Raw genomic sequence first — 26,139 nt, 5'->3', positions numbered from 1 at the left:
CCTTCTGCCATGAAATTTTTTACCCTCCTCGCGTCGCTGCTCGTTCTGGCCGGTTGTGCCAGCGGCCCGCGTTATGACACCAGCCACCCTTCGGCCAATCACGACAGCCGCGTGCAGTTCGTGATCGTGCACTACACCTCCGCTTCCCTCGCCCGCTCGCTGCAACTGCTGACCCACGGCGAAGTCAGCAGCCACTATCTGATCGGCGACGACAAGGGCGGCACCATCTACAAACTGATGGATGAAAACCAGCGCGCCTGGCACGCCGGCGAGAGCCAGTGGCAGGGCCGTACCTGGCTAAACTCCAGCTCGATCGGCATCGAAATCGTCAATCCGGGCTTCAAGGACACGCCGACCGGGCGCCTGTGGTTCCCGTACAGTGAAGCGCAGATTCAATCGCTGATCGTTCTGCTCAAGGACATCAGCAAGCGCCAGGGCATCAGCCCGCGCCATATCATTGGCCACAGCGACATTGCGCCCCTGCGCAAACTCGACCCGGGTCCCTTGTTCCCATGGAAACGCCTGGCCGCCGAAGGCCTGGGCGTATGGCCCAATGAACAAGCGGTGGCCCGGCAGCAAGTGCAGTTCAACGCCGAACTGCCAAGCATCAGCTGGTTCCAGGAACAACTGGCGCGCATCGGTTACGACACCCCGCAGACCGGCGAGCTGGACGTCGCGACTCGCCATGTCCTGGCAGCGTTCCAGATGCACTTTCGCCCTTCACGCTTCGACGGTACACCGGACGCGCAAACAGCAGCGTTGTTGCAGGTCCTCAATCAGACAAAATAATGACGCCCGCCCGACGGTCAGGGCGAAAGCGTAATCAGCAGCTATAACTCATTGGTAATTCTTCGGATATTCCATGATGGTTGCTACCCGAGCGACGCTGCGTAGCTGGTTTTATCGCCCGTGGTTTTTGGCGATGATCGCGGCTGTCTTCAGTGCTGCATTGCTGATAGCCGGCGGAATGTTCGTCGCCATGCGCCAGATCGAACAGAACGAAAGCCAGGAAATGAACACCCAGGGCGAGCGCTTTCTGGCACGCCTTGAGCAGCTGTTCGGACAACTGCGTGAAAGTCTCGATGACCTCGAAGCGCAGCCGCTGCGCAGTTGCGATGAGGAAATGATCGCCACGCTGCAACAAGTCACCTTCAACTATCGCTTCGTCTATGAAGCGGCCTACATGGATGGTGCGCGGATATGCTCCAACCGGCCCCGCCAGGAAGGACTGTCGGTGGTTCGCGCACCGGATATCAAAGGACCGACCTACAGCTACTGGCTCAACACCACCACCGAACCGGATGAAAACCGTGCTGCGCTGATGCTCGGGCGCGGCAATTTTCGCGTGGCGACATCACGCGGGCATTTGACCGACATGGTCGACCTGCCGCCGGATAGCAGCCTTCTGGTGGTGCTGGACCACGGCAAACGGGCGATTCCGGTGCTGGGCACCGCGCAGACGTGGCCACCAACCGAAGCGTGGCCACCCAAAAGCCGCGCGCCCCTGCAAGTCACCCAGTCACGGCTGATCTACCGCATGCCAACCAACAATCCGGAATACCAGTTGGTGCTGATCACCCCGCGCAGCGGCATGCATATTCCCAGCGTCTGGTGGTGGATGGTGCCGATCTGCCTGCTGCTGGGGGCGTTTGTCGGGTTCTTTATATTTTTGCTGGTGCGCCAGCGCCAGTCACTGGACGCCGAACTCCAGGGCGCCATTCGACGTGGCGAGCTGCAAGTGCTGTATCAGCCGATCTTCGATCTCGATAGCCGCAATTGCGTGGGCGCCGAAGCCCTGCTGCGCTGGCGTCGCCCGGACGGCACGCTGACCAGTCCCGACCTGTTCATTCCATTGGCGGAAAACACCGGGCAGATACGGCAAATGACGGACTTTGTCCTGCAACGGCTGCTGGAACAACTGGGACCGGTGCTGCGCGCCAATCCGCAGCTGTACATTTCGGTCAACCTCGCCGCCTGCGACGTGATGGTGCCGCGCATCGGCCAGGTCATGGCCAGGCTGCTGACGCTGCACCGGGTCGCCGCGCGACAGATTGCCTTTGAAGTCACCGAGCGCGGACTGATCGACGTGGTGGTGGCGCGGGAGAACCTGCAAGCCTTGCGCGATGTCGGCCATCAGGTGCTGATCGATGACTTCGGTACCGGTTACTGCAGCCTCGCCTATCTGCAGACGCTGCCGGTGGATTGCTTGAAGATCGACAAGGCCTTCATCGACGCGCTCGGCCATGATGCGGCCAGCAGCGGCGTTGCGCCGCACATCATTCACATGGCGCAGGCTCTGGAGTTGAAGGTAATTGCCGAAGGCATCGAGCACGAAGCGCAAGCCGTGTTTCTCAGCAGTGAGGGGGTCAAGTTCGGTCAGGGCTGGCTGTTCGCCCAGGCCCTGAGTGCGGTGCAGTTCATCGAACTGATCACCCGTGGGCGGCGCCTCACCGGGCGCCGCCTGGACGACGAAGCCTAGACCGCCAGCGCCATGTAGAACTGCGTGCCCTGCCCCGGCCGCGAATAGACGCCCATCCGCCCGCCATGCAGCTGGACGATTTCCTTGCACAGCGCCAGACCCAGCCCGGCGCCACCCTTCTTGCGCCCGACCTGCACGAACGGCTCGAATATCCGCCCCTGCTGACCGTAGGCAATGCCTTCGCCGTTGTCTTCGACGCTGATGATCACCCGTTCGCCATGCCGCCGCGCCTGCAGGCGAATCTGGCCGTCGCGGGCGGTATGGCGCAGAGCGTTGTCGATCAGGTTGTCGAGCACCCGCTCAAGCTGTGCCTGATCGGCCTGCAGACGCGGTAACGGCCCTTGCACTTCGACGCTCAGGGCAATGCCTTTGCCCGCAGCGCAATCGGCGAAGCGCGACTGCGCCTGCTCCAGCAAATCTTCGATGGAGCACGGCGCCAGGGTGAGTTTCTGCAAGCCGTTCTGATAGCGCGAGAAGTTGAGCAAGTCGTTGATCAACTGCATCAAGCGCTGCATCTCTTCGTTGACCGTGTCGAGCAGGTCCGCCTCGCGTGACTCCGGGGGGAACTTCGCACGTTCGCGAAACAGGCCGAACGCCATGTGCATGCCGGTGACCGGCGTCCGCAGTTCATGGGAGGCGCGCAGCACGAACTCGCTGCGCACGCGCTCGAAGGCGCGTTGCTCGGTGACATCGTGCAGCACCATCACCGCCCCCAGAATATGCCCCTGGATGTGACTGACCGGGGTCAAACTGTAGGTCAGCAAGCGCGATTCGCCATCGACTTCAATGCTCAAATCTTCCGGGGCGCGCTCAAGGGTGCCGCCGCGCAGCACCAGTTGCAGTTGCGCGTCGAGCTCCGGGCGCTCGAGCGCGGTGCCCAAGCCTTGGCCGAGACGGTCACTGTCCCAACCCAACTGACGCTGAGCCACTGGATTGAGGTGTTCCAGATGCCCTTCACGGTCGATCATCAACAAGCCGTCGTCGATGCTGTCGAGCACCGCCTGCAGGCGTTGCTGACCGGCCAGCAATTCGTCGACGTTGGTCGCCTGATGCTCGCGCAGCGCCTCGGCCATCAGCCCGAAGCGCTTGGTCAGCTGGTTCATTTCCATCGCCGAGGAAATCGGCAGCGTCACTTCGAAATTGCCTTGACCGATGTTGTCCGCCGCTTTGGCCAGCGCCTCGATGGGCGCGCCAAAACGCCGGGCAATGGCGTGCGCGGTGACGAAGCCGATAATCAGCACCGCCAATCCCACCAGCCCGAGCAGACCGGAAACCAGCAGTGCCCTTTCCCGGGCGTCATGCTGCACTGCGTTGATGTTGTCCAGTGCGTGCTTGTGCTCGGTAATCAAACCGTTGCGCAAGGTGTTGAAGCGTTCCCTGAGGTCGCTGTTGCCACTGAGCACATTGCCCGGATCACGCGACATCTCGAACGCCTGGAGAAAACTCAGGTAGTCAGCCTTGGCCTGGGTAAACCCGTACTGTCGGCCATCGCCCTCTGCCTCTTGGGAAATGCCTTCATCCAGCAATTGCAGGTAATGCTGCTTTGACGCTTCGAACGCGACTGGGTCGGGCTTTTCGGCCAGCATCAGCACCAGTTGATCGCCGAGGGTCTGGCGCAGTTTGAGCCCCAGGTCGAGGGTCACGAAGTTGCTGCGGATCGTTGCTTCCTGAGTACCGGCCATCTGCATCACGCTGACCAGCCCGAGCAACAGCCCGAGCAAGGCGACCGTGATCAGCGCAGAGATGCTCAGAAACAAGCGAGTGCGCAACTTCATCGCCAGTTTCATCGTCGGGCGCTCACAGGTTGTACTGCTTGCGCTTGCGATACAGGGTCGACGCGTCGATGCCCAAGGTTTTCGCCGCCTGATCAAGGGTGCCTGCCGTTGCCAGCACCGCGCCGATGTGGGCTTTTTCCAGTTCATCGAGGCTCAGCGCGGCACCGACTCGCGGTGCGTTGTTCGCCGGCTGCTCGGCCATGCCGAGGTGGCTGATTTCCACGCGCTCCTGCGGGCAGATAATGCTGGCCCGTTCCATCACGTTACGCAGCTCTCGGATGTTGCCCGGCCAGCGATAACCCAACAGCGCTTCGCGCGCCTCGTCACTAAAGCCCCGTGCCGGGCGCGCGTACTCTTTGACGAAGCGCGCGAGGAAGCGGTCGGCAAGGGTCAGGATGTCCTCGGCACGTTCGCGCAATGGCGGCAGATGCAGGGTGATCACATTGAGGCGATACAACAGGTCTTCACGGAAGCGCCCGTCGCGCACCATGTCCTCAAGATTGAGGTTGGTCGCGGCGAGAATCCGTACATCGGCGCGGCGGGTCACTGGATCCCCTACCCGCTCGTATTCCTTGTCCTGAATGAAACGCAGCAACTTCGGTTGCAACGTCAATGGAAAATCGCCGATCTCGTCGAGAAACAGCGTGCCGCCGTCTGCTTGATTGACCCGACCCAAGGTGCTTTCGCTGGCGCCGGTAAACGCACCGCGACTGTGGCCGAACAGCTCGCTCTCCATCAGTTCCGCAGTCAACGACGGGCAGTTGATGGTCACGCAGGATTTTTTCTCGCGCTTGCTCCAGCCATGAATGGCCCGGGCCAGTTCGCCCTTACCCGTGCCGGATTCGCCGAGAATGAGGATGTTGGCGTCGGTACCGGCGACCTGCCGCGCAGTTTCCAGCACGACTTTCATCGCCGGGCTGTGGGAGTCGAGGCCGTCCTTGGGTTTGCGGATCTCGCCTTCGAGGGCTTCCAGACGCGCCGAGAGCTGACGCACTTCCAGTTGTTTGGCGGTGGCCAGGCGCAACTGGTCGGGGCTGCACGGTTTGACCAGATAATCGGCGGCGCCCGCCTGGATCGCGTCCACTGCGGTATCAACCGCCGAGTGGGCGGTGACAATGACCACGCGCATCCACGGCGCCTGAATGCGCATCTGCGCCAGCACGTCGAGACCGTTGTCCTCACCCAGACGCAAATCAAGGAAGCACAGGTCAAACACCTGACGTTGCAACAATGCCTCGGCCTGAGCCGCGCTGTTGGCGGTGGCCACTGTGTAACCTTCGTCTTCGAGGCAGTAACGAAAGGTTCGCAGGATGGCGGACTCATCGTCCACCAGCAGAATGCGGCCTTGATGCTCAGTGGCAGATTCCATTTTTCCTACGCTCCATAGTGATTGATCTTGGGTTAGTCCCGGAAAAATCGGGCAAGTTGCATGGTTGATTCTGAACGATGCGAGCCATGGGAGGGTAGCTCTCTCCTGCCTTAACGGCCAATCCATTGATTTTGTTGAGTTTTTAAACAATCACCGATTTGCAGAGGGTTCCCTGCGTACTTTTCTGACATCCGCGACGTGCTCTCAATTCCATAAGAATGAAATCTCCTACGAAATAATCGTGCATTCCGCACGACCGTAGACGCCCCATCGTGCAGGATGCGTCCGTCGCTGAATTTTAATTACTTATAAGATATTGATTTTATTGAATATTTTTCAATGAAAAAACTGGCATGCAGCCTGCAATAACTCATTCAGCCCGGGCAGATTCCACTGCCCCAACCGAATAAGAGTGAGGAACCCAGGATGACTCGCCAACGTGCCGCCCAAGTGCGTATCTCGCCACTGCATATCCAGCAAGGCCTGTTTGGCGTGCTTGCACTGTTGATCACCCTGATCGCCTGCCAGCAATACCTGAGCTGGGAAAACAGCCAGAAGCCTGAGCCGCTGATCTCGATTCAACACAGCACGCAGACGCACTTCAGCGCCGTCAGCAGCAGTCAGGCCGAAAGCGCCTCGATGCGCATGATGGATGTCGATCAGCCGCAGCCGCGGGATCAACTGCCACGTGAAGAGCGCTGGGTTTTCTGACGAACCAACGAATTCGGGCGCCTGGCGCCAGGACACGCAATATCCCTAAATAGAGAAGTAAGGAGAATCACCATGTTGAGTTGGGCAATTACATTCTTGATCATTGCCATCATCGCCGCCGTCCTGGGCTTCGGTGGTATCGCGGGCACCGCCACGGGTATCGCCAAGATTCTCTTTGTCGTGTTCCTGGTGATGTTCATCGCTTCCTTCTTCTTTGGCCGTCGCGGCCGAGGTTAACGATGATTGCGTTAAAGACACTGGCAGCCGCCCTGCTTCTGGGCGGTAGTGCCATGGCGATCGCGGCCAATGATGGCCAGGCGCGGGTCAACGAGCTGCTCAGCTCCGACCCGCAATACCGGGAAACCTGGCAAGGCGTTGTGAAGCATGAAGAGCGCCTCCCGGAATGGGTGATGAACCTGTCCGGTACGCCAGAGCAGCAGATGAATGCCGTGACCGAAGATGGCGACAAGTATCTGGTCGGGCCGCTATGCGAATCCGCAGACAAGTGCCTCAACCACCGCTTGATCGTAGCGTTTAGCTTCGACAAGAAAGATGCCTACGCCATGCTCGTCGATGTGCCCGAAGGACTGCCGGCCGACAAGTCGCCCACGCGACATGCCACCTACCGCTTCCTCGGCAAACCGAATCAGGGCATGCAGAACCTGCTGATGGAAACGCTGAAGAAAGACCCTAAGTGGTATTGATTCGAACATGAGGGCAGCGCCCCGCTGCCCTTTATTGCGCCTGCCCGAGGAAGGCCGGCGCATGACCAGGGGGCCGGGACGTTCTGACTGTTGCAGGGTCGGAGTGACCTACGGGTACAGGGAGTGCCTGCGCAAGGGCCGGGTCAGGGTAAAAGCTGCGACGCAGGTTCGCCGACCCTCAGCGGCTCGACGGACTTGCGCTGAGCTTTGCGCGATACAAAACATTGATCCAGAGCGTCCTGCTCGCCTTTTTATGGTTCAGACTGCGCGCGAAAACATTTCGCCGTGTTTCCTGGCGACCGTATATCGAGAAAGAGCCCCTTTAAACTGTGGGACTTCTAGTCTGCAAATGTAGGCTTTTTCCTGAATTTTTCGATGAATTCACTCGTTCAAAAAACAACCAACCTAAGCTGAAATGGCCGGTTCACGGCACTTATGCCGGCTGAAATGTCGTAATCGAACCGCTTGGGACGCCAGTTTCATTTAAAAAATCTCATGCCGATTCGGCATAGGGTAGGCGTTTACGGCATTAGACGGCGCAACCTTGCATCGGAATAGTTGCGCCTTTTTTCGCCTGCCGAAGAGCCGTAAATACGCGCTTCGGGGCACCTTATACGGAGGCAGATGCACAGACTTTTCCGCTAAAGAGCGTTCCAGTTGCTGCATGTGCCTGAGTCAAACGCAAGTAAGGGTAAAGATAATGAAGAAGGCAAAACTCAGCCTCGCCTGGCAGATCCTCATCGGTCTGGTTTTAGGGATTGCAATTGGTGCGTTGCTCAACCACTTCAGTGCCGAAAAAGCCTGGTGGATCAGCAACGTCCTGCAACCGGCAGGCGATATCTTTATCCGTCTGATCAAGATGATCGTGATTCCGATCGTCATCTCCTCCCTGATCGTCGGCATCGCCGGCGTGGGCGACGCCAAGAAACTCGGGCGTATCGGCCTGAAGACCATCATCTACTTCGAAGTCGTCACCACCATCGCGATCATCGTCGGCCTGCTGCTGGCCAACCTGTTCCACCCGGGTGCCGGCATCGACATGAGCACCCTGGGCACCGTGGATATCTCCAAGTACCAGGCGACCGCCGCCGAAGTACAACATGAACACGCGTTCATCGAGACCATCCTCAACCTGATCCCGTCGAACATCTTCGCGGCCATGGCCCGCGGCGAAATGCTGCCGATCATTTTCTTCTCCGTACTGTTCGGTCTCGGTCTGTCGAGCCTGCAGTCGGACCTGCGCGAGCCGCTGGTGAAGATGTTCCAGGGCGTCTCGGAAAGCATGTTCAAAGTCACCCACATGATCATGAACTACGCCCCGATCGGCGTGTTCGCCCTGATCGCGGTGACCGTGGCCAACTTCGGTTTCGCCTCGCTGCTGCCGCTGGCCAAGCTGGTGATCCTGGTTTACGTCGCCATCGCTTTCTTTGCTTTCGTGGTGCTGGGCTTGATCGCCAAGCTGTTCGGCTTCTCGGTGATCAAGCTGATGCGCATCTTCAAGGATGAGCTGGTCCTGGCTTACTCCACCGCCTCCTCGGAAACCGTGCTGCCACGCGTCATCGAGAAGATGGAGGCCTATGGCGCACCGAAAGCCATCTGCTCCTTCGTGGTCCCGACCGGTTACTCGTTCAACCTCGACGGTTCGACCCTGTACCAGTCGATCGCAGCGATCTTCATTGCCCAACTGTACGGCATCGACCTGTCGATCAGCCAGCAACTGCTGCTGGTGCTGACCCTGATGGTCACCTCCAAAGGCATCGCCGGCGTACCGGGCGTGTCCTTTGTGGTGCTGCTGGCGACGCTGGGCAGCGTCGGTATCCCGCTGGAAGGCCTGGCGTTCATCGCCGGTGTCGACCGCATCATGGACATGGCCCGTACCGCACTGAACGTGATCGGCAACGCCCTGGCGGTACTGGTTATCGCACGTTGGGAAGGCATGTACGACGACGCCAAGGGCCAGCGCTACTGGAACTCCCTGCCGCACTGGCGCAGCAAGGAAAAACTGCCGGCTGGTGAAATCTCGAAGCCGTAATGCAAAACCTGTGGGAGCTGGCTTGCCAGCGATGAGGTCGGCACATTCAACATTTATGCTGAATGACATACCGCCATCGCGGGCAAGCCCGCTCCCACAGTGACTGATGCAAGCCTTACCGACAAACCCCGGAGAAATCCGGGGTTTGTCGTTTCTGGCGACCCCGCTATCATTCGCCGCATCTTCCGGGGGATTTGACTGATGCTTAATGGCCTGTGGCTTGGCTTCTTTGTCGTGGCAGCAATATCTGCGCTGGTGCAGTGGCTGGTCGGCGGCAACGCCGGGATTTTCGCAGCGATGGTGGAAAGCATTTTTGCCATGGCCAAACTCTCGGTCGAGGTCATGGTCCTGCTGTTCGGCACGCTGACCCTGTGGCTGGGCTTTCTGCGCATCGCCGAAAAAGCCGGGATCGTCGAGTGGCTGGCGAAAGTGCTGGGCCCGCTGTTCCTGCGGCTGATGCCGGAAGTCCCGGCCGGGCACCCGGCGCTCGGTTTGATCACCCTGAACTTCGCCGCCAACGGCCTGGGCCTGGACAACGCCGCCACCCCAATCGGCCTCAAGGCCATGAAGGCGCTGCAGGAGCTCAACCCCAGCGCGACCATCGCCAGCAACGCGCAGATCCTGTTCCTGGTGCTCAACGCCTCATCGCTGACCCTGTTGCCGGTGACCATCTTCATGTACCGCGCCCAGCAAGGTGCGCCGGATCCGACCCTGGTATTCCTGCCGATTCTGCTGGCGACCAGTTGCTCGACTATTGTCGGCTTCCTTTCGGTGGCGTTCATGCAACGCCTGCGCATCTGGGACCCGGTGGTGCTGGCCTATCTGATTCCCGGCGCACTGATCCTCGGCGGCTTCATGGCGCTGCTGGCGACGATGTCGGCCACGGCGCTGGCCGGGCTGTCTTCGATCCTTGGCAACCTGACGCTGTTCGGCCTGATCATGCTGTTCCTGGTGATCGGCGCATTACGCAAGGTCAAGGTCTACGAGGCATTTGTCGAGGGCGCGAAGGAGGGCTTCGACGTCGCCAGGAACCTGCTGCCGTATCTGGTGGCGATGCTCTGTGCGATTGGCGTACTGCGTGCCTCGGGAGCGCTGGACTTCGGTTTGGATGGCATTCGGCATCTGGTGCAGTGGGCCGGTTGGGATACGCGGTTTGTCGATGCGTTGCCGACGGCGATGGTCAAACCGTTTTCCGGCAGCGCCGCACGGGCGATGCTGATCGAGACAATGAAGACCTCCGGCGTCGACAGCTTCCCGGCGCTGGTGGCGGCGACGGTGCAGGGCAGTACCGAAACCACGTTCTATGTGCTGGCGGTGTATTTCGGTGCGGTGGGGATCCAACGCGCAAGGCACGCCGTTGGATGCGCGCTGCTGGCCGAACTGGCCGGCGTACTCGGCGCCATCGGCGTCTGCTACTGGTTCTTCGGCTGACCACAAGAGCTTCGGGCAACCAATTTCTCTGTGGCGAGGGAGCTTGCGCCCGCCGGGGCGCGAAGCGGCCCTGAAAGATGGGGCTGCTACGCAGCCCAGCGGGAGCAAGCTCCCTCGCCACAAAAGCAATATTGATCGATCAGGGTCTCTGAGGGGCGACTTTCTGGCCTTGATCTACCGCCCACGCAACAACCTTGGCCGTCAGCCGATCACTGGCCTGTCCAAACCCTGCCACCACCGCCGGCACCTGCACATCGCTCAGCGGTTGGCGCTCTTCAAAGCGCCGACTGGCGAGAATCTTCTGGTCATAGCCGCGCACCAGCAACGCATCGACGCGCACCACGACGCTGGCCTGATTGCCCTGATACTCGGTCTGAAACGCCTGCAAGCTGCCGCCCAGTTCCAGATCCGCAGCGAAGTTGCTGTCATCGGTGCTGAGCAATGTCACCCGACCATCGCGGGCAAAACCATCGAGCAGCCGATTACGCACCAGCACCGGCGCCGGATCGCTCCAGCGCGAGGCTTTGTAGCTGCTGATCACGTCACCCTGTGGAATCACTGCGATGTTCGGCCGGTTCAGCGCTTCGCTGGCCTGCAATTTGTTCAGGCGCAGCGACCAGCGCTGGGTCGCCGCCGAACTGGCCGAGGCGGGCGCTTGCGCGGTGGGCAGGCGATAGACATCCGAAGGTTCGGCCTTGGGCAGGATCGAACACGCCGAGAGCAGGGTAAAACTGGCGAGGAAGGCGAAGTGAGTCAGCTTCATGGGGTGAATTCCTTGTTCTTGTCACTGCCCAGCAGGTAGCCGCTGGGGTTGGCCTCAAGGCGTTGGGAAATGCCGCGCAGCGAGGTCAGGGTTTCGCGCAGTTCGCGGATCGCCGGCGCCAGGCCATTGAGGCCCTGCATACCGTTGTCGAGCGAGTTCTGGTTCTTGCTCAGCAGGCCGTTGATGGTGGCGCTGCTTTGCTCCAGCGACTTCATCGCCTGCTCTGCACTGCCCAGCGCCTGCTTGCCCTGATCGTTGAGCAGGCCGTTGGCGTTGCGCATCAGCGCCGAGGTTTGCTCGAGCATGCTGCCGGCTTGCTTGCCGACGCTCGCCAGTTGCTGCATGGCCTGACGCAAGTCGCCGCGCTGATCGTTGATCGAACCGGTGGTCTGTTCCAGATGCGCCAGGGTGTTGCTGACGCGCTCGACGTTCTCCGGAGAAAACATCTGGTTGGCATTGTTCAACAGGGCGGTGACGCCGGTCATCAGGTCGTTGCTGTCGTTAAGCAGCCGGGAAATGGGCGAAGGCGCCGCGACGATGGTCGGCAATTCGCCGTCGTGTCCGCGCAGTTTCGGACTCTCCGGGGTGCCGCCGCTGAGCTGGATGATCGAAGTGCCGGTGATCCCGGCCAGCGCCAGTTTGGCCTGGGTGTCTTCCTTGACCGGGGTGTCACCACCCAGACGAATCCGCGCCAGCACCCGGCGCGGGTCTTTCGGGTCGAGGCGCAGGCTGACCACGTCACCGACCTTGATCCCGCTGTACTGCACAGGGCTGCCCTTGGACAGACCGCTGACCGCCTCATTGAAGACGATTTCATAATCCTTGAACTCGCTGTCGACGCTGGACTTGGCCAGCCACAGACCGAAGAGCAGGGCGCCCGCAACGACAATTACGGCGAACAGGCCGATCAACACATGATGGGCTCGGGTTTCCATGTCAGACCTCGTTGAGCAATTTGGCGGCGTCCAGCGCCGAGCGGCCACGCGGGCCGTGGAAGTATTCGTGAATCCACGCGTCATCGGTTTCCGAGACCACGTCGATCGGGCCGGCGACCAGTACCTTCTTCTGCGCCAGCACCGCCACACGGTCGGTGATGGTGTAGAGCGTGTCGAGGTCGTGGGTCACCAGAAACACGCTCAGGCCCAGCGCATCACGCAGGGTCAGGATCAGCTGATCGAACTGCGCCGCGCCAATCGGATCGAGGCCGGCGGTAGGCTCGTCGAGAAACAGGATGTCCGGGTCCAGCGCCAGCGCCCGGGCCAGCGCAGCGCGCTTGATCATCCCGCCGGACAGCGACGCCGGGTATTTGTCCGCCGCCGACAGCGGCAGCCCGGCCAGCGCCAGCTTCACCGCCGCCAGGTGCTCAGCGTCGTTGCGGCTCAGACCGGCGTGTTCGATCAGCGGCAGGGCGACGTTTTCGGTCACCGTCAGCGAGGAAAACAACGCGCCTTTCTGGAACAGCACGCCGAAACGCCGCTCGACCAGTGAGCGCTCATGCTCGGACAGGCTCGGCAGGTTCTGTCCGAACACCTTCACGTTGCCTTCGCTGGGCCGGCGCAGGCCGACAATGCTGCGCAGCAGCACCGATTTGCCGCTGCCGGAACCGCCGACCACGGCGAGGATTTCGCCCTTGTACAGATCCAGGTCGAGATTCTCGTGCACGCTCTGGCTGCCAAAGCGATTGCACAGTCCACGGACTTCGATCACCGCCTCCGAGGGCGCACGGGGTAAACGACTCACCAGCCCATCTCCATGAAGAACAGCGCAGCCACCGCGTCGAGCACGATCACCACGAAAATCGACTGCACCACGGCGGACGTGGTGTGCGCGCCGACCGATTCGGCGCTGCCACTGACCTTGAAGCCTTCCAGGCAACCAATGGTTGCAATCAGGAAGGCAAACACCGGCGCTTTGACCAGCCCAACCAGAAAGTGCTGAATGCCGATGTCGCTCTGCAACAGCGAGAGGAACATCGCCGGCGAAATCCCCAGCGACACCGCGCACACCACGCCGCCGCCAATGATCCCGCAGAGCATCGCCAGAAACGTCAGCATCGGCAGCGCCACCAGCATCGCCAATACCCGCGGCACTACCAGCAGCTCCATCGGATCAAGGCCGAGGGTGCGGATTGCGTCGATCTCTTCGTTAGCCTTCATCGAACCGATCTGCGCGGTGAACGCGCTGGCGGTGCGTCCGGCCATCAGGATTGCCGTGAGCAGCACACCGAACTCACGCAGGAAGGAGAAGCCCACCAAGTCCACGGTAAAGATCGTCGCACCGAAACTGGCCAGCACCGTGGCACCGAGAAACGCCACCACCGCGCCCACCAGAAAGGTCAGCAGCGCCACAATCGGCGCGGCGTCGAGGCCGGTCTGTTCGATGTGGGCGACGACGGGGGTAATGCGCCAGCGCTTGGGACGAAACAGGCTGCGGGCGATGGTTTCGAGGATCAGGCCAATGAAACCCAGTATTTGCAAGGTGTCCTGCCAGACCGTTTCCACCGCGCGCCCGATGCGGGTCAGCAGTTGCACGCTTACGCTGACTTCCGGCTCCTTGATCGGCACACAGAAGTCGGTCAGCGAGCGATACACCGTTTGCAGCAGCGCGCGGTCAGCCTGGGAAATCGTGCAGTCAGGATGTTCGGCGGAGCGGCCCAGACGCTCGGAACCGAGCAGCTCCACCAGCAACGAAGCGCCCGCAGTGTCGAGGGCACCGAGGCTGTTGAGGTCGACCACGGTGTTGGCGTCGTACTGGCCGGTCAGTTGTTCGGTCAGGTGCTTGAGGTCGGCGTAATGGGCAAGCGTCCAGTCCCCGGAAACCCGCAGGCGGGCAGGGCTGATTGACGTGTCCATCTGGGCATTACCGCTCATTGAGCTGCTGATCATAAGCTCCGTGCTTGTTCGGCTATTAAGCGAACTAACGTAATAGCACGAACCGGATTACTTTTCTTTGATCGCTGTGCTGTCTGTCACTTTGAAACGCAGCACGCCGATCACCTGACCGTCTTCAGTCAGCACCCGCACCTGCCACTTGCCCGCCGGGTTGCCGGGGAAGTTCTGCTTGTGGGTCCAGGCACGGTAGCCTTCCTTGCGCCCGCCGTGGATGTCGAGGGCGATGCGGTCGACTTCCTGGCCGTTGAACTGCCACACGTGGTAGATCCGCTCATCCAGCCCGCGCGGCGCATTGATGGCGGTGTAGGCGTAGAGGCCGCCATTGCGAATCTGCTCGGCGCTGACCTCGTCGAGGCTGGCGCCAGGCGTGCGGTCCTGCAACTGCGTGCTGATCGCCACGTCGGTCATCCACAGCGTCGCCGGCGGCACCCACGAGCGCAGGGTCCAGCCGACCGCGCCGATGCCGACGGTGATGCACAGAATGGCCAACGCATTGCGCACGGTGCGGATCGGGAAGATCGATGCCAGACTCGGGAACGACAGCACCACCGCCGTACCCAGTGCCCATTTGAAACTCTGTGCGGTGGTCAGGTGCATGATCACCGGCAGCGCAGTGAGCAGGGCGGCGAACAGGGTCAGGGTGTGCAACGCGAGAAACGCCCAGCGCCGTGGCGCCAGCCATTTGTAATAGAGCGGATCGACAATCGAGATCAGCGCGGCGATGCACAGCAGGCCGGTGAAAATCAGTTGGCCGCTGTTCCACGTAGTCGTGATGAAGAAGAACGGCAGGACGAAAAACAGACTTTCCTGGTGGATCATCTGCGTCGCGTAGCGCAGCAGTGGCTGGGGGATTTCGCGCTTGAAGATGCGCGTGAACAGCCCGGTCAGGGTGTTTTCCAGCATCAGCCAGATCCAGCTCAGCAGCATGATGATGGTGATCCAGCTCGCCAGCCCCTGCTGCCGATCGACCAGAATGAAACTGCCGACCCCGGAGATGAAACCGCCGAGCGCAATCACCCCGGGATAGCGCTTCATCAATTCGAGGATGCGCTGGATCAGGAGGGGGATTTTCTGCATGGTGGCGGTTCACGACTGGATAGGGAAAAACCTCGACAGAGTACCGTCCGCCGGGCGAGGTGGCGAGGCTCCCGGTCAGTAAAGCCTCTTATTTCTGTGGCGAGGGAGCTTGCTCCCGATCGACTGCGCAGCAGTTGCAAAACCTCAGTGCGCGGTGTTCCTGAAACATCTGAGTCGTCGGTATTGGGTCTGCTTCGCAGCCCAGCGGGAGTAAGCTCCCTCGCCACAGGATTCTCTTCATCCTTCGTCTTTGTGTTTGTCCCGGCGGTGCAGGCGCCAGCCGATCAAGATCAACAGCAGAACCCCGAGACCACCGGCAATCAGCCACAAAACTTCATCATCACTGAGCAACGGCTTTTCGATCCGCAGATACCCCGGCTGCAACAGCAACTCGCGCATGGCCTTGTTCGCCGTTTCCAGGGTCACGCCTTGCAACTCGCGGGCAGGGTTGGCAAAGCGTCCGTCCTCGTAATCGCCGAGCGCACTCCAGTAATAGTCGGCCATCGCGCTGTTGCCCTGTACCGCCCAGGCCTGATGGGCGATGGCGGCCTGTTTGATCCGGGCGAAGGTGTCGGGGTCGAGGCCGTTTTTCAGCAGGTCGGCCTTGAGGTCTTCCAGCACCTGTCTGGCCTCGACGAGATCATCGCGATCGACATCGGCGTTGAGGCTCATGAAACCGACCCCGCCGAACACTTCACGCTCGGCCCACGGCCCGTAGGACAAGCCATGGTTCAGGCGAATCTGCCGGTACAGTGCCCAGTCGAGGTAGTCCTTGAGGATGTCGAAAGTCTCGTCGTACTGATCGTCGAGCATCGGCTCCGGCACCAGCCAGTGCAATTTGGCGCTGTCGCCGATGAAGCCGCGGGTAAGGGTGCGTTCATGGGCGGCGCTGGTGCGGATGTCCGGCAGCTCACGGTGCTCGGCCGGATCCACCGCTTCGAGCGCGCCCCAAGTGCGTTCCAGATAGGCCGGCAGCAGTTTGTCGAGTTCGCCGACGACGATCAGCGTCATATTGTTCGGCGCGTACCAGGTCTTGCGCACCTTCTCCAGTTGCTGCTGGGTCAGGTGCCCGACCTCAGCGCGTTGCGGGCATTTCAGGCCCAGCTCCACCGCCAGCTGATTGCTGGCGGTGTGGCCCAGGTCCTGGCGGTCGAGAAAACGTTGCAGACGCGTGTAATGGCCACCGTCCTCGCGCTCGACCACGCGTTTGGCGGCGTTGATCGCATTGTCGTCAATGCGGGTCTGGGTCAGCAGACCGAGCAGCAGGTCGAGCACTTTGCGCTGATTCTTCGCCGGGGCTTCGATGACGAACGTGGTGTCGGCGTTGCTGGTGAACGCGTTCCACTCACCGCCCAACGCCTGCATGCGCTCCTCAAGGCCACCTTCGCCAGTGGCGTCGACGCCGCTGAACAACAGGTGCTCGAGCAGGTGCGGCAGCTCTTTTTCATCGCAATCGAAATCGTCGAGGCCGACGCCGACCACCAGACGAATCGCCACATGCCCGCGTTCAGTGCCGGGTTTGAGCAACAGCTGCAATCCGTTGGGCAGCGCGTAGCCTTCGACCTGAAAGCGATCAACGGCGAAGACGGGCAGGGAACCGAGCAACAGACAGGCGAACAACAGGCAACGCATAACAGGCTTCCGTACGGCTGATTTGGAGATCCGTGTCGCTATTCAGGCCGCTTTCGCGAGCAGGCTCGCTCCCACCTTGAAATGCATTCCCTGTGGGAGCGAGCCTGCTCGCGAATATCTTGCGGCTGAATCAATGTTACTGACTGACCCCAGCCCCAGACGTTCAAGGCGAATGCGTAATGTCGGCAATATCATCCGCTTCCAGCGCTCCGGTATCTGCCGTTTCCAGCACCACGTAAGCACTGCTGCAAAACAGCGAATTCAAGCGCTTCATATCGGCAATCAGCTCCAGGTGCAGCGAACTGGTTTCCAGACTCTGCACGATCTTACGTTGCAAACGGCTGACATGGGCATGGGCCAGACGCCGTTCCTGTGCGCGAAAGCGACGTTTCTCGCGCAACAGCTGACGGGCGCTTTCCTTGTCACCGCTGAGGAACACCGACAGGCCCAAGCGCAGGTTGGCGATCAGTTGCTGATGCAACCCGGCCAGATCCTCCAGGCCTTCTTCGGAAAACGACCGACGCTGGGAAGTTTTCTGCTGCTGCACTTTGCGCAGCATGCGTTCGATCAGGTCGCTGGCCAGTTTCAGGTTGATCGCCAGTTCGATGGTCTCTGCCCAACGCCGACTGTCCTGCTCGCCGAGATCCTCGCGGGGCATTTGCGCCAGATACAGCTTGATCGCGCTGTACAGCGCTTCGACGTCATCGGTCAGTCGGCGCATTTCCTGGGTAATGGCGGTCTGCTTGCCGCGCAGCACATCGAGCATCGCGTCGAGCATGTTGTCGATCAGATCGCCCATGCGCAGGGTCTCGCGGGCCGCGTTGGCCAGCGCCAGGCTAGGTGTCGACAGTGCCGTCAAATCAAGGTGACGCGGCTTGGCGGCGCCGTTGACTTCCGGGCGCTCCGGCAGCAACCAGGCGCACAGCCGCGCCATCGGGGCGACGCTGGGCAGCAGGATCAGGCAGCGCGCGGTGTTATAGAGCAGGTGGAACCCGATGACCATTTCCTGCGGGCTGAAGTCGAGCCCGTCCATCCAGTGCACCAGCGGATCAAGCACCGGAATGATCAGCAACAGCCCGATCAGTTTGTACAACAGGCTGCCCAGCGCCACTTGCCGCCCGGCCGCGTTCTGCATGCTGGTGCTCATGAACGCCAGCACACCGCTGCCGATGTTGGCGCCGATCACCAGACCGATCGCCACCGGCAGGCTGATCACGCTGGCGCCGGCCAGCGTCGCGGTCAGCAGCACGGCGGCGAGGCTGGAGTAGGAAATCATCGCGAACAACGCGCCAACCAGGGCGTCGAGGAGGATGTCGCCGGTCAGCGAAGCAAAGATCACCTTCACCCCTTGGGCGTGGGTAATCGGCGTGGCGGCTTCGACGATCAGTTGCAGCGCGAGAATGATCAGGCCCAGACCGATACTGACCCGGCCCATCTGCCCGAGGCGCGTCTGTTTGCGCGACAGAAAGAAAATCACCCCGAGGAAAATCAGCAGCGGCGACAGCCACGACAGGTCAAAGGTCAGCACCCGCGCCATCAGCGCCGTACCGACGTCGGCGCCAAGCATGGTCGCCAGCGCCGGGGTCAGCGCCATCAAGCCCTGACCGACGAAGGAGGTGACGAGCATGGCCGTGGCGTTGCTGCTCTGCACCATCGCAGTCACGACGATGCCGGCGACGAACGCGAGCCAGCGTTTGGACATGTTCTGGCCGATCACATGGCGCAGATTGGTGCCGTACACCCGCAGGATGCCGGTTCGGACGATGTGCGTGCCCCAGATCAGCAGGGCCACGGCAGACAGCAAATTGAGCAGGGTGAGCATGCAGACCCCCTGTAGTAGCAGCGCCCCAAAGGGGCAAGTTGACGGTACCGCGCGGTTTCTACGTTTTTGATACTTAAGCTGTAGTTGGCTAACGGACTGGGCGCCAGCATTGCACAGCTAAAGTGCGGATTGAAACAAAAGTGTCATGAAAACAGCTTTATCCACACCCCGCGCAATCACCCCAAATCCCTGTGGGAGCTGGCTCGCCAGCGATGACGGCAGCACTGGCGACATTGATGTTGCCTGACACGCCACTATCGCTGGCAAGCCAGCTCCCACAGGGTTTGTGTACGAGCTCAAAATCCGCTGGAAAAAAAACCTGTGGGCGTCTTGCAAGCCAGCTCCCACAGGTTTTGTATTGCTGTCGGACTACCGGGTTACTGCCCCGGCACGTCCTTGCGCAGCTTCACCGGGTCCTGTTGTTTTTTCTTTTTGGCGATCGCGGTGCGCATCTTGATGTTGATCGCTTCCACCGCCAGCGAGAACGCCATGGCGAAGTACACGTAGCCTTTTGGTACATGCACATCGAACGCCTCGGCGATCAGTACGGTACCGACCACCAGCAGGAACGACAGCGCCAGCATCTTCAGCGACGGGTGCTTGTCGATGAACTCGCTGATCTTGCCCGAGGCCGCCATCATCACCAGCACCGCGACGACGATTGCCGCGACCATCACCGGCACATGGGAGACCATGCCGACGGCGGTGATCACCGAATCCAGCGAGAACACGATGTCGATGATCGCGATCTGGATGATGGTGTAGAGGAAGTTGCCGCCCTTGCCCGAAGGCTCGTCGCCGCTTTCGTCTTCGCCTTCCAGCGCGTGGTACATCTCTTGCGAGCTCTTCCACAGCAGGAACAGGCCACCGAAGAACAGGATCAGGTCGCGCCCGGAAATGCCCTGGCCGAACACCACGAACAGGTCGGCGGTGAGGCGCATGACCCAGGTGATCGACAGCAGCAACAGGATCCGCGTGATCATCGCCAGACCCAGGCCGAAGATCCGCGTGCGCTGCTGCATGTGCTTGGGCATGCGGCTGACCAGGATCGAAATCATGATGATGTTATCGATGCCCAGAACGATTTCCAGGGCGGTCAGAGTAAAGAAGGCAACCCAGATTTCGGGGTTGGTCAGCCAATCCATGTGTATTCCTTTGAGCGAGTGTTAAACCATGACGCCAGCAAGCAGCTGGCGTCATGGTGAGTGAATGCCGTTACATCGTGCTGAACAGCGGGAATGTCCCCAGCAGCAAGGCGGCCACCAGTATGCACAGGCAGACCAGCACTGCCCACTTCAGGGTGAAACGCTGGTGGTCACCGAACTCGATACCGGCCAGCGCCACCAGCAGGTACGTCGACGGCACCAGCGGGCTGAGCAAGTGGACGGGCTGACCGACGATCGAGGCACGGGCCATTTCCACCGCGGTGATGCCGTAATGGCTGGCCGCTTCGGAGAGCACCGGCAACACGCCGTAGTAGAACGCGTCGTTCGACATGAAGAAGGTGAACGGCATGCTCACCAGCGCCGTGATCACCGCCAGGTACGGCCCGAGGAAGTCCGGAATCACTGCCAGCAGACTTTTCGACATGGCGTCGACCATGCCGGTTCCGGACAGGATACCGGTGAAGATACCCGCAGCGAAAATCAGACTGACCACCGACAGCACGCTGCCGGCGTGGGCCGCCACGCGGTCCTTCTGCATTTGCAGGCACGGGTAGTTGACGATCATCGCGATGCTGAACGCCACCATGAACAGCACCGGCAGCGGCAGCAGGCCGGCGATCAGGGTGCACATCAGCGCCAGGGTCAGCAGGCCGTTGAACCAGATCAGCTTCGGACGACGGGCATCGGGGAACTGCGAGACGCTGATTTCGCTGTGGTCGATCTCGTCGCCGATCAGGTGCAGCTCACCCAGACGCGCACGCTCACGTTTGCCGTAGAAGTAGGCAATGATCAGGATCGCCACCACACCGGCAGCCATCGCCGGGATCATCGGCACGAAGATGTCCGACGGGTCGACGTGCAGCGCACTGGCCGCGCGAGCGGTCGGGCCACCCCACGGGGTCATGTTCATCACGCCACCGGCGAGGATGATCAGACCGGCCATGATCCGCGGGCTCATGCCGATGCGGCTGTACAGCGGCAGCATGGCGGCCACGCAGATCATGTAAGTGGTCGCGCCGTCACCATCGAGGGAAACGACGAGCGCCAGCACGGCGGTACCGACCGAAACTTTCAGCGGGTCGCCCTTGACCAGTTTGAGGATCTTGCGCACGGCCGGGTCGAACAGGCCGGAGTCGATCATCAGGGCGAAATACAGAATGGCGAACATCAGCATCACGCCGGTCGGCGCAAGCTTGGTAATACCTTCGAGCATCATCGGGCCGATCTTCGGCGCGAAACCACCGAACAGGGCGAACAGGATCGGGATGATGATCAGGGCGATCAGCGCAGACAGGCGCTTGGTCATGATCAGGAACATGAACGTGATGACCATGGCGAAGCCAAGGAAAGTCAGCATGGGATTACTCCAGGCGTAGCGCGGCTAATTGAGTGAGCGGATCGGAGGGGATCAGCGCAGAACGGGAAGCACGAGACGTACGGGCGGAGTTTCAGCGAGAAGGCGGGCTACAGAGGACATCAGAATCACCATTGTTGTTGTTAATTGGGCCTGACGTGCGAGCGATCACACGCGTTGGCCAACCGGTCTGTTGCCGGTAGTGGCGGCGATCCTAATCGGGCAACCTTTCAGCTACCTTTCGTTGACCGGAAAACAGACAGGTCCAGCGGCCGCATCGCGCCCATCCAGATTGCGTGCTCGGTGTGATCGAGCAAATCGTCGCCGGTGTCGGGGTGAAGGAACACCACCAGGCCCTTGCGATTGAGCGCCAGCCACGGCAATACCTCGCCGATCATCTGCGGGCCGAAGGCCAGCTGGCAGCTCCAGTCAGGGTGCGGGCCGACCGGGCGTTCATGGACGCGGCCCATCTTCAATGGAAACAACTGCGCGGCTTGCTCACACAACGCGCGTGCCTGATCGATGGTATCGGCATCGAAATAGACGTGGGCGTGGTAGCCCTTGATCGCTGGCATCTGAAACCCTCGGAAATCGGTTCGAACCCTGGGCGGTGCCCATATGTCACACGCCATACAAGGGATTATAAAAAGGATCAGCCATGAAAAATGCCGAAACCCCGACGGTGAAAGTGGTGCTCTATGGTGCCATGGCCAGCCTGGGCGGTGCGTTGATGGCTGAGTTGCTGCGACGCCAGCACGAAGTCATCACGATTCTCGACGATTTGAACGTACTCGCGCCACGTCCCGGCCTGCGCACCAAAAGCGGCGATTTGTTCGATGCCGAGCGGGTCAAGCAAAGCGTAGCGGGCAGCTCGGCAGTGATCTGTCTGCTTGATGCACCGGGCTTGCCGTTCAGCAGCGACCATGTGGAACGGTCGGTGGTGCTTGGGCCGGTGGAACAAGTGCTGGCGGTCGATGCGCTGGTCGACGGCCTGCAGGCAGCCAATGTTTCACGGCTGTTTCTGGTGGGGAATTTTGCCGTGCTCGACGAGCCGGAACTGGACGACGGCCTGCAACGCCACGCCGCCGAAGAAATCCGCGAAGCCCTGCAAAGCAGTCCATTGCAGTGGACACTGGTGAACGCGCCTCACGGCGTGGCGGGGCTGACTATCGAGCATTTCAGCCAGGTCGGCGGCAATCTTGAGCCGGGGCTGGCGGAGCCGCTGGAACGGCTGAATCGGGTCGCGGTGGGGATTGCCGATGAGCTGCGGCTGAACCTGCATGTGGGGCAGCATGTGAATTTTGTCGCGACGTCGGATACGTAAAAGATCGCAGCCTGCGGCAGCTCCTACAGAGAGTTGTTTTTGATGTTCAAACCGCAATCGACGGCAGCGCCACCCCGGCAAGGGATTCGGCGCTACTGGCCTGTTCGGCCATCAACCAGTCGACAAATTGCTGAATCAACGCGCCCCGGCGTTTGCGTTGCGGCAGCACCACGTAATAACCCAGGCGCGACAACGTGGTCTCGGTGATCGGCCGACACAGCAAGCCCTGGGTCAGCAAGTTATCCACAAGGTGGCGCCAGCCGATGGCCACGCCTTGGCCGCCAATCGCCGCTTGAATCAACAGCGTGTAGTTGTCGAAGCGCAATTGCCCCGGCGCTGGCGGGGTAGTGATGCCCAGTTCGCGAAACAGCCCGCTCCAGTCAAACCAGTTGCTGCTGTTTTCCCCGCGCAAGTGCAGCAGCGGGAACTCCAGCAACGTCTGGGCAGGCAAGGGCAGGGCACGCTCCTTGAGCAGTTGCGGGCTGCACACCGGGAACACTTCTTCGCTGAACAGCCAATGGCTTTCGCCCTGTTTAAAGCGCCCGTCACCAAACAGGATCGCGACATCGATGTCAGTGCGCAGCATGTTGTGGTTGCGCTCGCTGGTGACCAGGCTGACATCGACGTTCGGGTTGGCTTCGTGGAAGCGGTGCAGACGTGGCATCAGCCAGTAGGCGGCGAAAGCGAAATCGGTGGCGACCTGCAATACCTCGTGTTGTTGCTGCGTACTGATCGCACTCAATCCTGCGTCGATATTCTGCAAACCGAGCTGAACCTGCTCGAACAGGATCGCGCCGCCCTCGGTCAGTTCGATGCCGCGATAGATCCGGTCAAACAGTCGTGCTCCCAGCTGTTCTTCCAGACGCTTGATCTGCTGGCTGATCGCTGGCTGCGTGGTGCCCAGCTCAACCGCCGCCGCAGTAAAACTGCGGTGACGGGCCGCCGCTTCGAAAGCGCGCAACAGGTCGAGAGACAGATTGCCGAGGGCTTCATACATAAGCTGTGCTTATCCTAGTCATTGTCCGGCGCGGGCTTTACCCGACAGAGCATGGACTCCATGCTCGATCGCAGCAATGTCGCATAACTATTCACTATGGAATGCCGCGATCACATGAAGCGCAAGAACATTCTTTTCATCATGGCCGATCAAATGGCCGCGCCAATGTTGCCGATCTACGGCCCGTCGCCGATCAAACTGCCGAATCTTTCGCGCCTCGCCGCCCAAGGCGTGGTGTTCGATGCCGCTTACTGCAACAGCCCGCTGTGCGCGCCGTCGCGTTTCACCCTGGTCAGCGGCCAGTTGCCGAGCAAGATCGGCGCCTATGACAACGCCGCTGATTTCCCTGCCGATATTCCGACCTACGCCCACTACCTGCGCCGCCTCGGCTACCGCACCGCGCTGTCAGGCAAGATGCATTTCTGCGGCCCGGACCAATTGCACGGCTACGAAGAGCGTCTGACCAGCGACATCTACCCGGCCGACTACGGCTGGGCGGTGAACTGGGACGAACCGGACGTGCGCCCGAGCTGGTATCACAACATGTCGTCGGTGTTGCAGGCCGGGCCGTGCGTGCGCACCAATCAGCTCGACTTCGACGAAGAGGTGGTGTTCAAGGCCCAGCAATACCTGTTCGACCACATTCGCGAGGACGGCGACCAACCGTTCTGCCTGACCGTGTCGATGACGCACCCACATGACCCGTACACCATCCCCAAGGCGTTCTGGGATTTGTACGACGATGCGGATATCCCGCTTCCGACGACACCGGATCCACATTCCCTCGATCCACACTCGCAACGCCTGCTCAAGGTCTATGACCTGTGGGACAAGCCACTGCCTGTGGATAAAATCCGCGACGCACGGCGAGCATACTTCGGTGCTTGCAGCTATATCGATGCCAACGTCGGCAAACTCCTGCAAACCCTCGAAGATTGTGGGCTGATGGAAGACACCGTCGTCGTCTTCTCCGGCGACCATGGCGACATGCTGGGAGAGAAGGGCCTCTGGTACAAAATGCATTGGTTCGAGATGGCCGCTCGCGTGCCCCTGTTGATAAGTGCACCCGGTCAGTTCAAATCGGGCCGTGTCAGCTCTGCCGTCTCCACTGCCGACCTGTTACCGACCTTCGTCGAACTGGCCGGCGGCAGCCTGGAACCGAATCTGCCGCTGGACGGCCGCTCCCTGCTGACGCACCTGCAAGGGCAGGGCGGGCATGACGAAGTGTTCGGCGAATACATGGCCGAAGGCACGGTCAGCCCGCTGATGATGATCCGCCGTGGCGCGTACAAATTTATCTACAGTGAAAGCGACCCGTGCCTACTCTTCGATGTGCACAACGACCCGCGTGAACTCGAAGAACTCAGCCAGTCGCCGCAACATCGCCAACTGTTCGACGATTTTCTCGCCGAAGCGCGGGCAAAATGGGACATGCCGGCCATTCACCGCGAGGTCCTCGCCAGCCAGCGCCGTCGTCGTTTTGTCGCCGATGCCCTGACCATCGGCAAGCTGAAGAGCTGGGATCACCAGCCGCTGGTGGACGCCAGTCAGCAGTACATGCGCAACCACATCGACCTCGACGATCTGGAACGCAAGGCCCGTTATCCACAACCCTGCCAAAACCAATAATGTAAGGGGAAGTCCATGCGCAAGTTATCCACAGCACTGACGATAGGCCTGCTGGCTCTGGGCAGCGCCTCGGCATTTGCCGAGCAAAGCTGCGACACCGTGAAAATGGCCGATCCGGGTTGGAGTGACATCGCCGCGACTAACGCCATCACCGGGTTTCTGCTGGACGGCATGGGCTACAAGGCCAAGGTCGACACCCTCGCGGTGCCGATCACCTTCGGCGGTTTGAAGGACGGCCAGGTGGATGTCTTTCTCGGTAACTGGATGCCGGCGCAGCAGGGCTTCTACGACAAGTTCGTCGCCACCGGCGACGTCACGCAACTGGCGAAGAACCTCGACGGCACCGAGTTCACCCTGGCCGTCCCGGATTATGTGTGGGATGCCGGTGTGCATAACTTTGCCGACCTGAACCAATACGCCGACAAGTTCGACAAGAAAATCTACGGCATCGGCTCCGGTGCACCCGCGAACATTTCGCTGCAGGAAATCATCAAGAAGAACGACTTCGACCTTGGTCAGTGGAAGCTGATCGAATCCAGCGAACAAGCGATGCTCGCCGAAGTCTCGCGGGCCGTGAAGAAGCAGAAATTCGTCACCTTCCTCGGCTGGACCCCCCACCCGATGAACGTGCAGCTGAAGATGCATTACCTCAAGGGCGGCGAGAAGTATTTCGGCGACACCGGCAGCGTCTACACCCTGACGCGCAAAGGCTACGCTGAGGCTTGCCCGAACGTGGGCAAGTTGCTGACCAACCTGTCGTTCACCCAGGACATGGAGAACAGCATCATGGCTGAGGTGGTGAACAAGAAAGTCAGCAATGCCGAAGCGGTAAAGGCATGGATCAAGGCCAATCCGGCGGTGCTGGATAAATGGCTGGATGGGGTGAAGACGCTGGATGGCAAGGATGCGTTGCCTGCGGTCAAAGCCAAACTCTGACGCACTTTTGTGGCGAGGGAGCTTGCTCCCGCTGGAGTGCGCAGCGC

General features: G+C 60.7%; 23 protein-coding genes. 10 read left to right on the top strand and 13 right to left on the bottom strand.

Annotated features, from left to right (window positions below; all coding sequences use genetic code 11):
• The first annotated feature begins 9 nt into the window (after positions 1–9).
• Both OC71_RS22880 and OC71_RS22875 read left to right on the top strand, forming a co-directional pair.
• On the top strand, positions 10–789 hold the full coding sequence (locus OC71_RS22880; protein WP_041073676.1) for an N-acetylmuramoyl-L-alanine amidase: 780 nt from the start codon (positions 10–12) through the stop codon (positions 787–789).
• A 76-nt stretch (positions 790–865) separates the two neighbouring features.
• Complete coding sequence (locus OC71_RS22875) at positions 866–2,479, top strand: EAL domain-containing protein (protein ID WP_177327929.1); 1,614 nt, start codon at positions 866–868, stop codon at positions 2,477–2,479.
• Here OC71_RS22875 and OC71_RS22870 read toward each other — a convergent pair.
• Together OC71_RS22870 and algB are read right to left on the bottom strand one after the other, a co-directional pair.
• On the bottom strand, positions 2,476–4,266 hold the full coding sequence (locus OC71_RS22870; protein WP_041073672.1) for a KinB sensor domain-containing domain: 1,791 nt from the start codon (positions 4,264–4,266) through the stop codon (positions 2,476–2,478). The two genes, OC71_RS22875 and OC71_RS22870, sit on opposite strands and share 4 nt — an antisense overlap.
• Before the next feature lie 10 nt (positions 4,267–4,276).
• Positions 4,277–5,623 (bottom strand): sigma-54-dependent response regulator transcription factor AlgB, encoded by a 1,347-nt coding sequence (algB, locus tag OC71_RS22865; RefSeq protein WP_041073671.1) that lies wholly within the window; start codon positions 5,621–5,623, stop codon positions 4,277–4,279.
• 426 nt (positions 5,624–6,049) lie between these two features.
• On the opposite strand from algB, the gene OC71_RS22860 reads away from it, so the two are divergent.
• From OC71_RS22860 to OC71_RS22840, 5 genes are all read left to right on the top strand, one after another.
• Positions 6,050–6,334 (top strand): hypothetical protein, encoded by a 285-nt coding sequence (locus OC71_RS22860; RefSeq protein WP_041073668.1) that lies wholly within the window; start codon positions 6,050–6,052, stop codon positions 6,332–6,334.
• A gap of 72 nt (positions 6,335–6,406) precedes the next feature.
• Complete coding sequence (locus OC71_RS26880) at positions 6,407–6,571, top strand: DUF1328 domain-containing protein (RefSeq protein WP_003177151.1); 165 nt, start codon at positions 6,407–6,409, stop codon at positions 6,569–6,571.
• A 2-nt stretch (positions 6,572–6,573) separates the two neighbouring features.
• Positions 6,574–7,038: an inhibitor of vertebrate lysozyme family protein gene (locus tag OC71_RS22850; protein WP_041073666.1), complete on the top strand. Its 465-nt coding sequence runs from the start codon at positions 6,574–6,576 to the stop codon at positions 7,036–7,038.
• 700 nt (positions 7,039–7,738) lie between these two features.
• Positions 7,739–9,070, top strand: a complete 1,332-nt coding sequence (gene gltP, locus OC71_RS22845) for a glutamate/aspartate:proton symporter GltP (RefSeq protein WP_041073664.1) — start codon at positions 7,739–7,741, stop codon at positions 9,068–9,070.
• 201 nt (positions 9,071–9,271) lie between these two features.
• Complete coding sequence (locus OC71_RS22840) at positions 9,272–10,501, top strand: nucleoside recognition domain-containing protein (protein WP_041073662.1); 1,230 nt, start codon at positions 9,272–9,274, stop codon at positions 10,499–10,501.
• Positions 10,502–10,640: 139 nt separating this feature from the next.
• On the opposite strand, the gene OC71_RS22835 is transcribed toward OC71_RS22840, so the two are convergent.
• From OC71_RS22835 to OC71_RS22790, 10 genes are all read right to left on the bottom strand, one after another.
• The gene (locus tag OC71_RS22835) at positions 10,641–11,264 is read right to left on the bottom strand and encodes an ABC-type transport auxiliary lipoprotein family protein (RefSeq protein WP_041073660.1); all 624 of its coding nucleotides are present in this window, start codon (positions 11,262–11,264) and stop codon (positions 10,641–10,643) included.
• Positions 11,261–12,199, bottom strand: a complete 939-nt coding sequence (locus OC71_RS22830; protein ID WP_041073659.1) for an MlaD family protein — start codon at positions 12,197–12,199, stop codon at positions 11,261–11,263. Before OC71_RS22830 ends, OC71_RS22835 begins: the two co-directional genes overlap by 4 nt.
• A gap of 1 nt (position 12,200) precedes the next feature.
• The gene (locus OC71_RS22825) at positions 12,201–13,004 is read right to left on the bottom strand and encodes an ABC transporter ATP-binding protein (RefSeq protein ID WP_041073657.1); all 804 of its coding nucleotides are present in this window, start codon (positions 13,002–13,004) and stop codon (positions 12,201–12,203) included.
• Positions 13,001–14,149 (bottom strand): ABC transporter permease, encoded by a 1,149-nt coding sequence (locus OC71_RS22820; protein WP_041073655.1) that lies wholly within the window; start codon positions 14,147–14,149, stop codon positions 13,001–13,003. The genes OC71_RS22825 and OC71_RS22820 overlap by 4 nt, the downstream gene beginning before the upstream one ends.
• A gap of 54 nt (positions 14,150–14,203) precedes the next feature.
• The gene (locus OC71_RS22815; RefSeq protein WP_041073653.1) at positions 14,204–15,232 is read right to left on the bottom strand and encodes a DUF5924 family protein; all 1,029 of its coding nucleotides are present in this window, start codon (positions 15,230–15,232) and stop codon (positions 14,204–14,206) included.
• A 237-nt stretch (positions 15,233–15,469) separates the two neighbouring features.
• Positions 15,470–16,864, bottom strand: a complete 1,395-nt coding sequence (locus OC71_RS22810; RefSeq protein WP_041073651.1) for a pitrilysin family protein — start codon at positions 16,862–16,864, stop codon at positions 15,470–15,472.
• Positions 16,865–17,027: 163 nt separating this feature from the next.
• Positions 17,028–18,686: a Na/Pi cotransporter family protein gene (locus OC71_RS22805; protein ID WP_041073649.1), complete on the bottom strand. Its 1,659-nt coding sequence runs from the start codon at positions 18,684–18,686 to the stop codon at positions 17,028–17,030.
• Between the two features lie 377 nt (positions 18,687–19,063).
• Positions 19,064–19,831: a TerC family protein gene (locus OC71_RS22800; RefSeq protein WP_041073648.1), complete on the bottom strand. Its 768-nt coding sequence runs from the start codon at positions 19,829–19,831 to the stop codon at positions 19,064–19,066.
• A gap of 70 nt (positions 19,832–19,901) precedes the next feature.
• Positions 19,902–21,209 (bottom strand): CitMHS family transporter, encoded by a 1,308-nt coding sequence (locus OC71_RS22795; protein ID WP_041073646.1) that lies wholly within the window; start codon positions 21,207–21,209, stop codon positions 19,902–19,904.
• Positions 21,210–21,436: 227 nt separating this feature from the next.
• Positions 21,437–21,781, bottom strand: a complete 345-nt coding sequence (locus tag OC71_RS22790) for a DOPA 4,5-dioxygenase family protein (protein ID WP_041073644.1) — start codon at positions 21,779–21,781, stop codon at positions 21,437–21,439.
• Positions 21,782–21,864: 83 nt separating this feature from the next.
• On the opposite strand from OC71_RS22790, the gene OC71_RS22785 reads away from it, so the two are divergent.
• The gene (locus OC71_RS22785) at positions 21,865–22,530 is read left to right on the top strand and encodes an NAD(P)-dependent oxidoreductase (RefSeq protein ID WP_041073642.1); all 666 of its coding nucleotides are present in this window, start codon (positions 21,865–21,867) and stop codon (positions 22,528–22,530) included.
• A 46-nt stretch (positions 22,531–22,576) separates the two neighbouring features.
• On the opposite strand, the gene OC71_RS22780 is transcribed toward OC71_RS22785, so the two are convergent.
• Positions 22,577–23,527 carry a LysR family transcriptional regulator gene (locus tag OC71_RS22780; RefSeq protein ID WP_041073640.1) on the bottom strand — a complete coding sequence of 317 codons (951 nt, stop codon included), beginning with the start codon at positions 23,525–23,527 and terminating at the stop codon, positions 22,577–22,579.
• 114 nt (positions 23,528–23,641) lie between these two features.
• Between OC71_RS22780 and betC the strand changes: the two genes are divergently transcribed.
• Both betC and choX read left to right on the top strand, forming a co-directional pair.
• Entirely contained in the window at positions 23,642–25,156 is a 1,515-nt protein-coding gene (betC, locus tag OC71_RS22775) for a choline-sulfatase (protein WP_041073638.1), read from the top strand.
• A gap of 15 nt (positions 25,157–25,171) precedes the next feature.
• The gene (choX, locus tag OC71_RS22770) at positions 25,172–26,092 is read left to right on the top strand and encodes a choline ABC transporter substrate-binding protein (protein ID WP_041073636.1); all 921 of its coding nucleotides are present in this window, start codon (positions 25,172–25,174) and stop codon (positions 26,090–26,092) included.
• Positions 26,093–26,139 lie beyond the last annotated feature (47 nt).

It is taken from the genome of Pseudomonas sp. W15Feb9B, from assembly GCF_000828175.1.
GTDB lineage: Bacteria > Pseudomonadota > Gammaproteobacteria > Pseudomonadales > Pseudomonadaceae > Aquipseudomonas > Aquipseudomonas parakoreensis.
The sequence above is the reverse complement of the archived record's forward strand: the minus strand, read 5'-3'. Positions and strand labels throughout refer to the sequence as shown.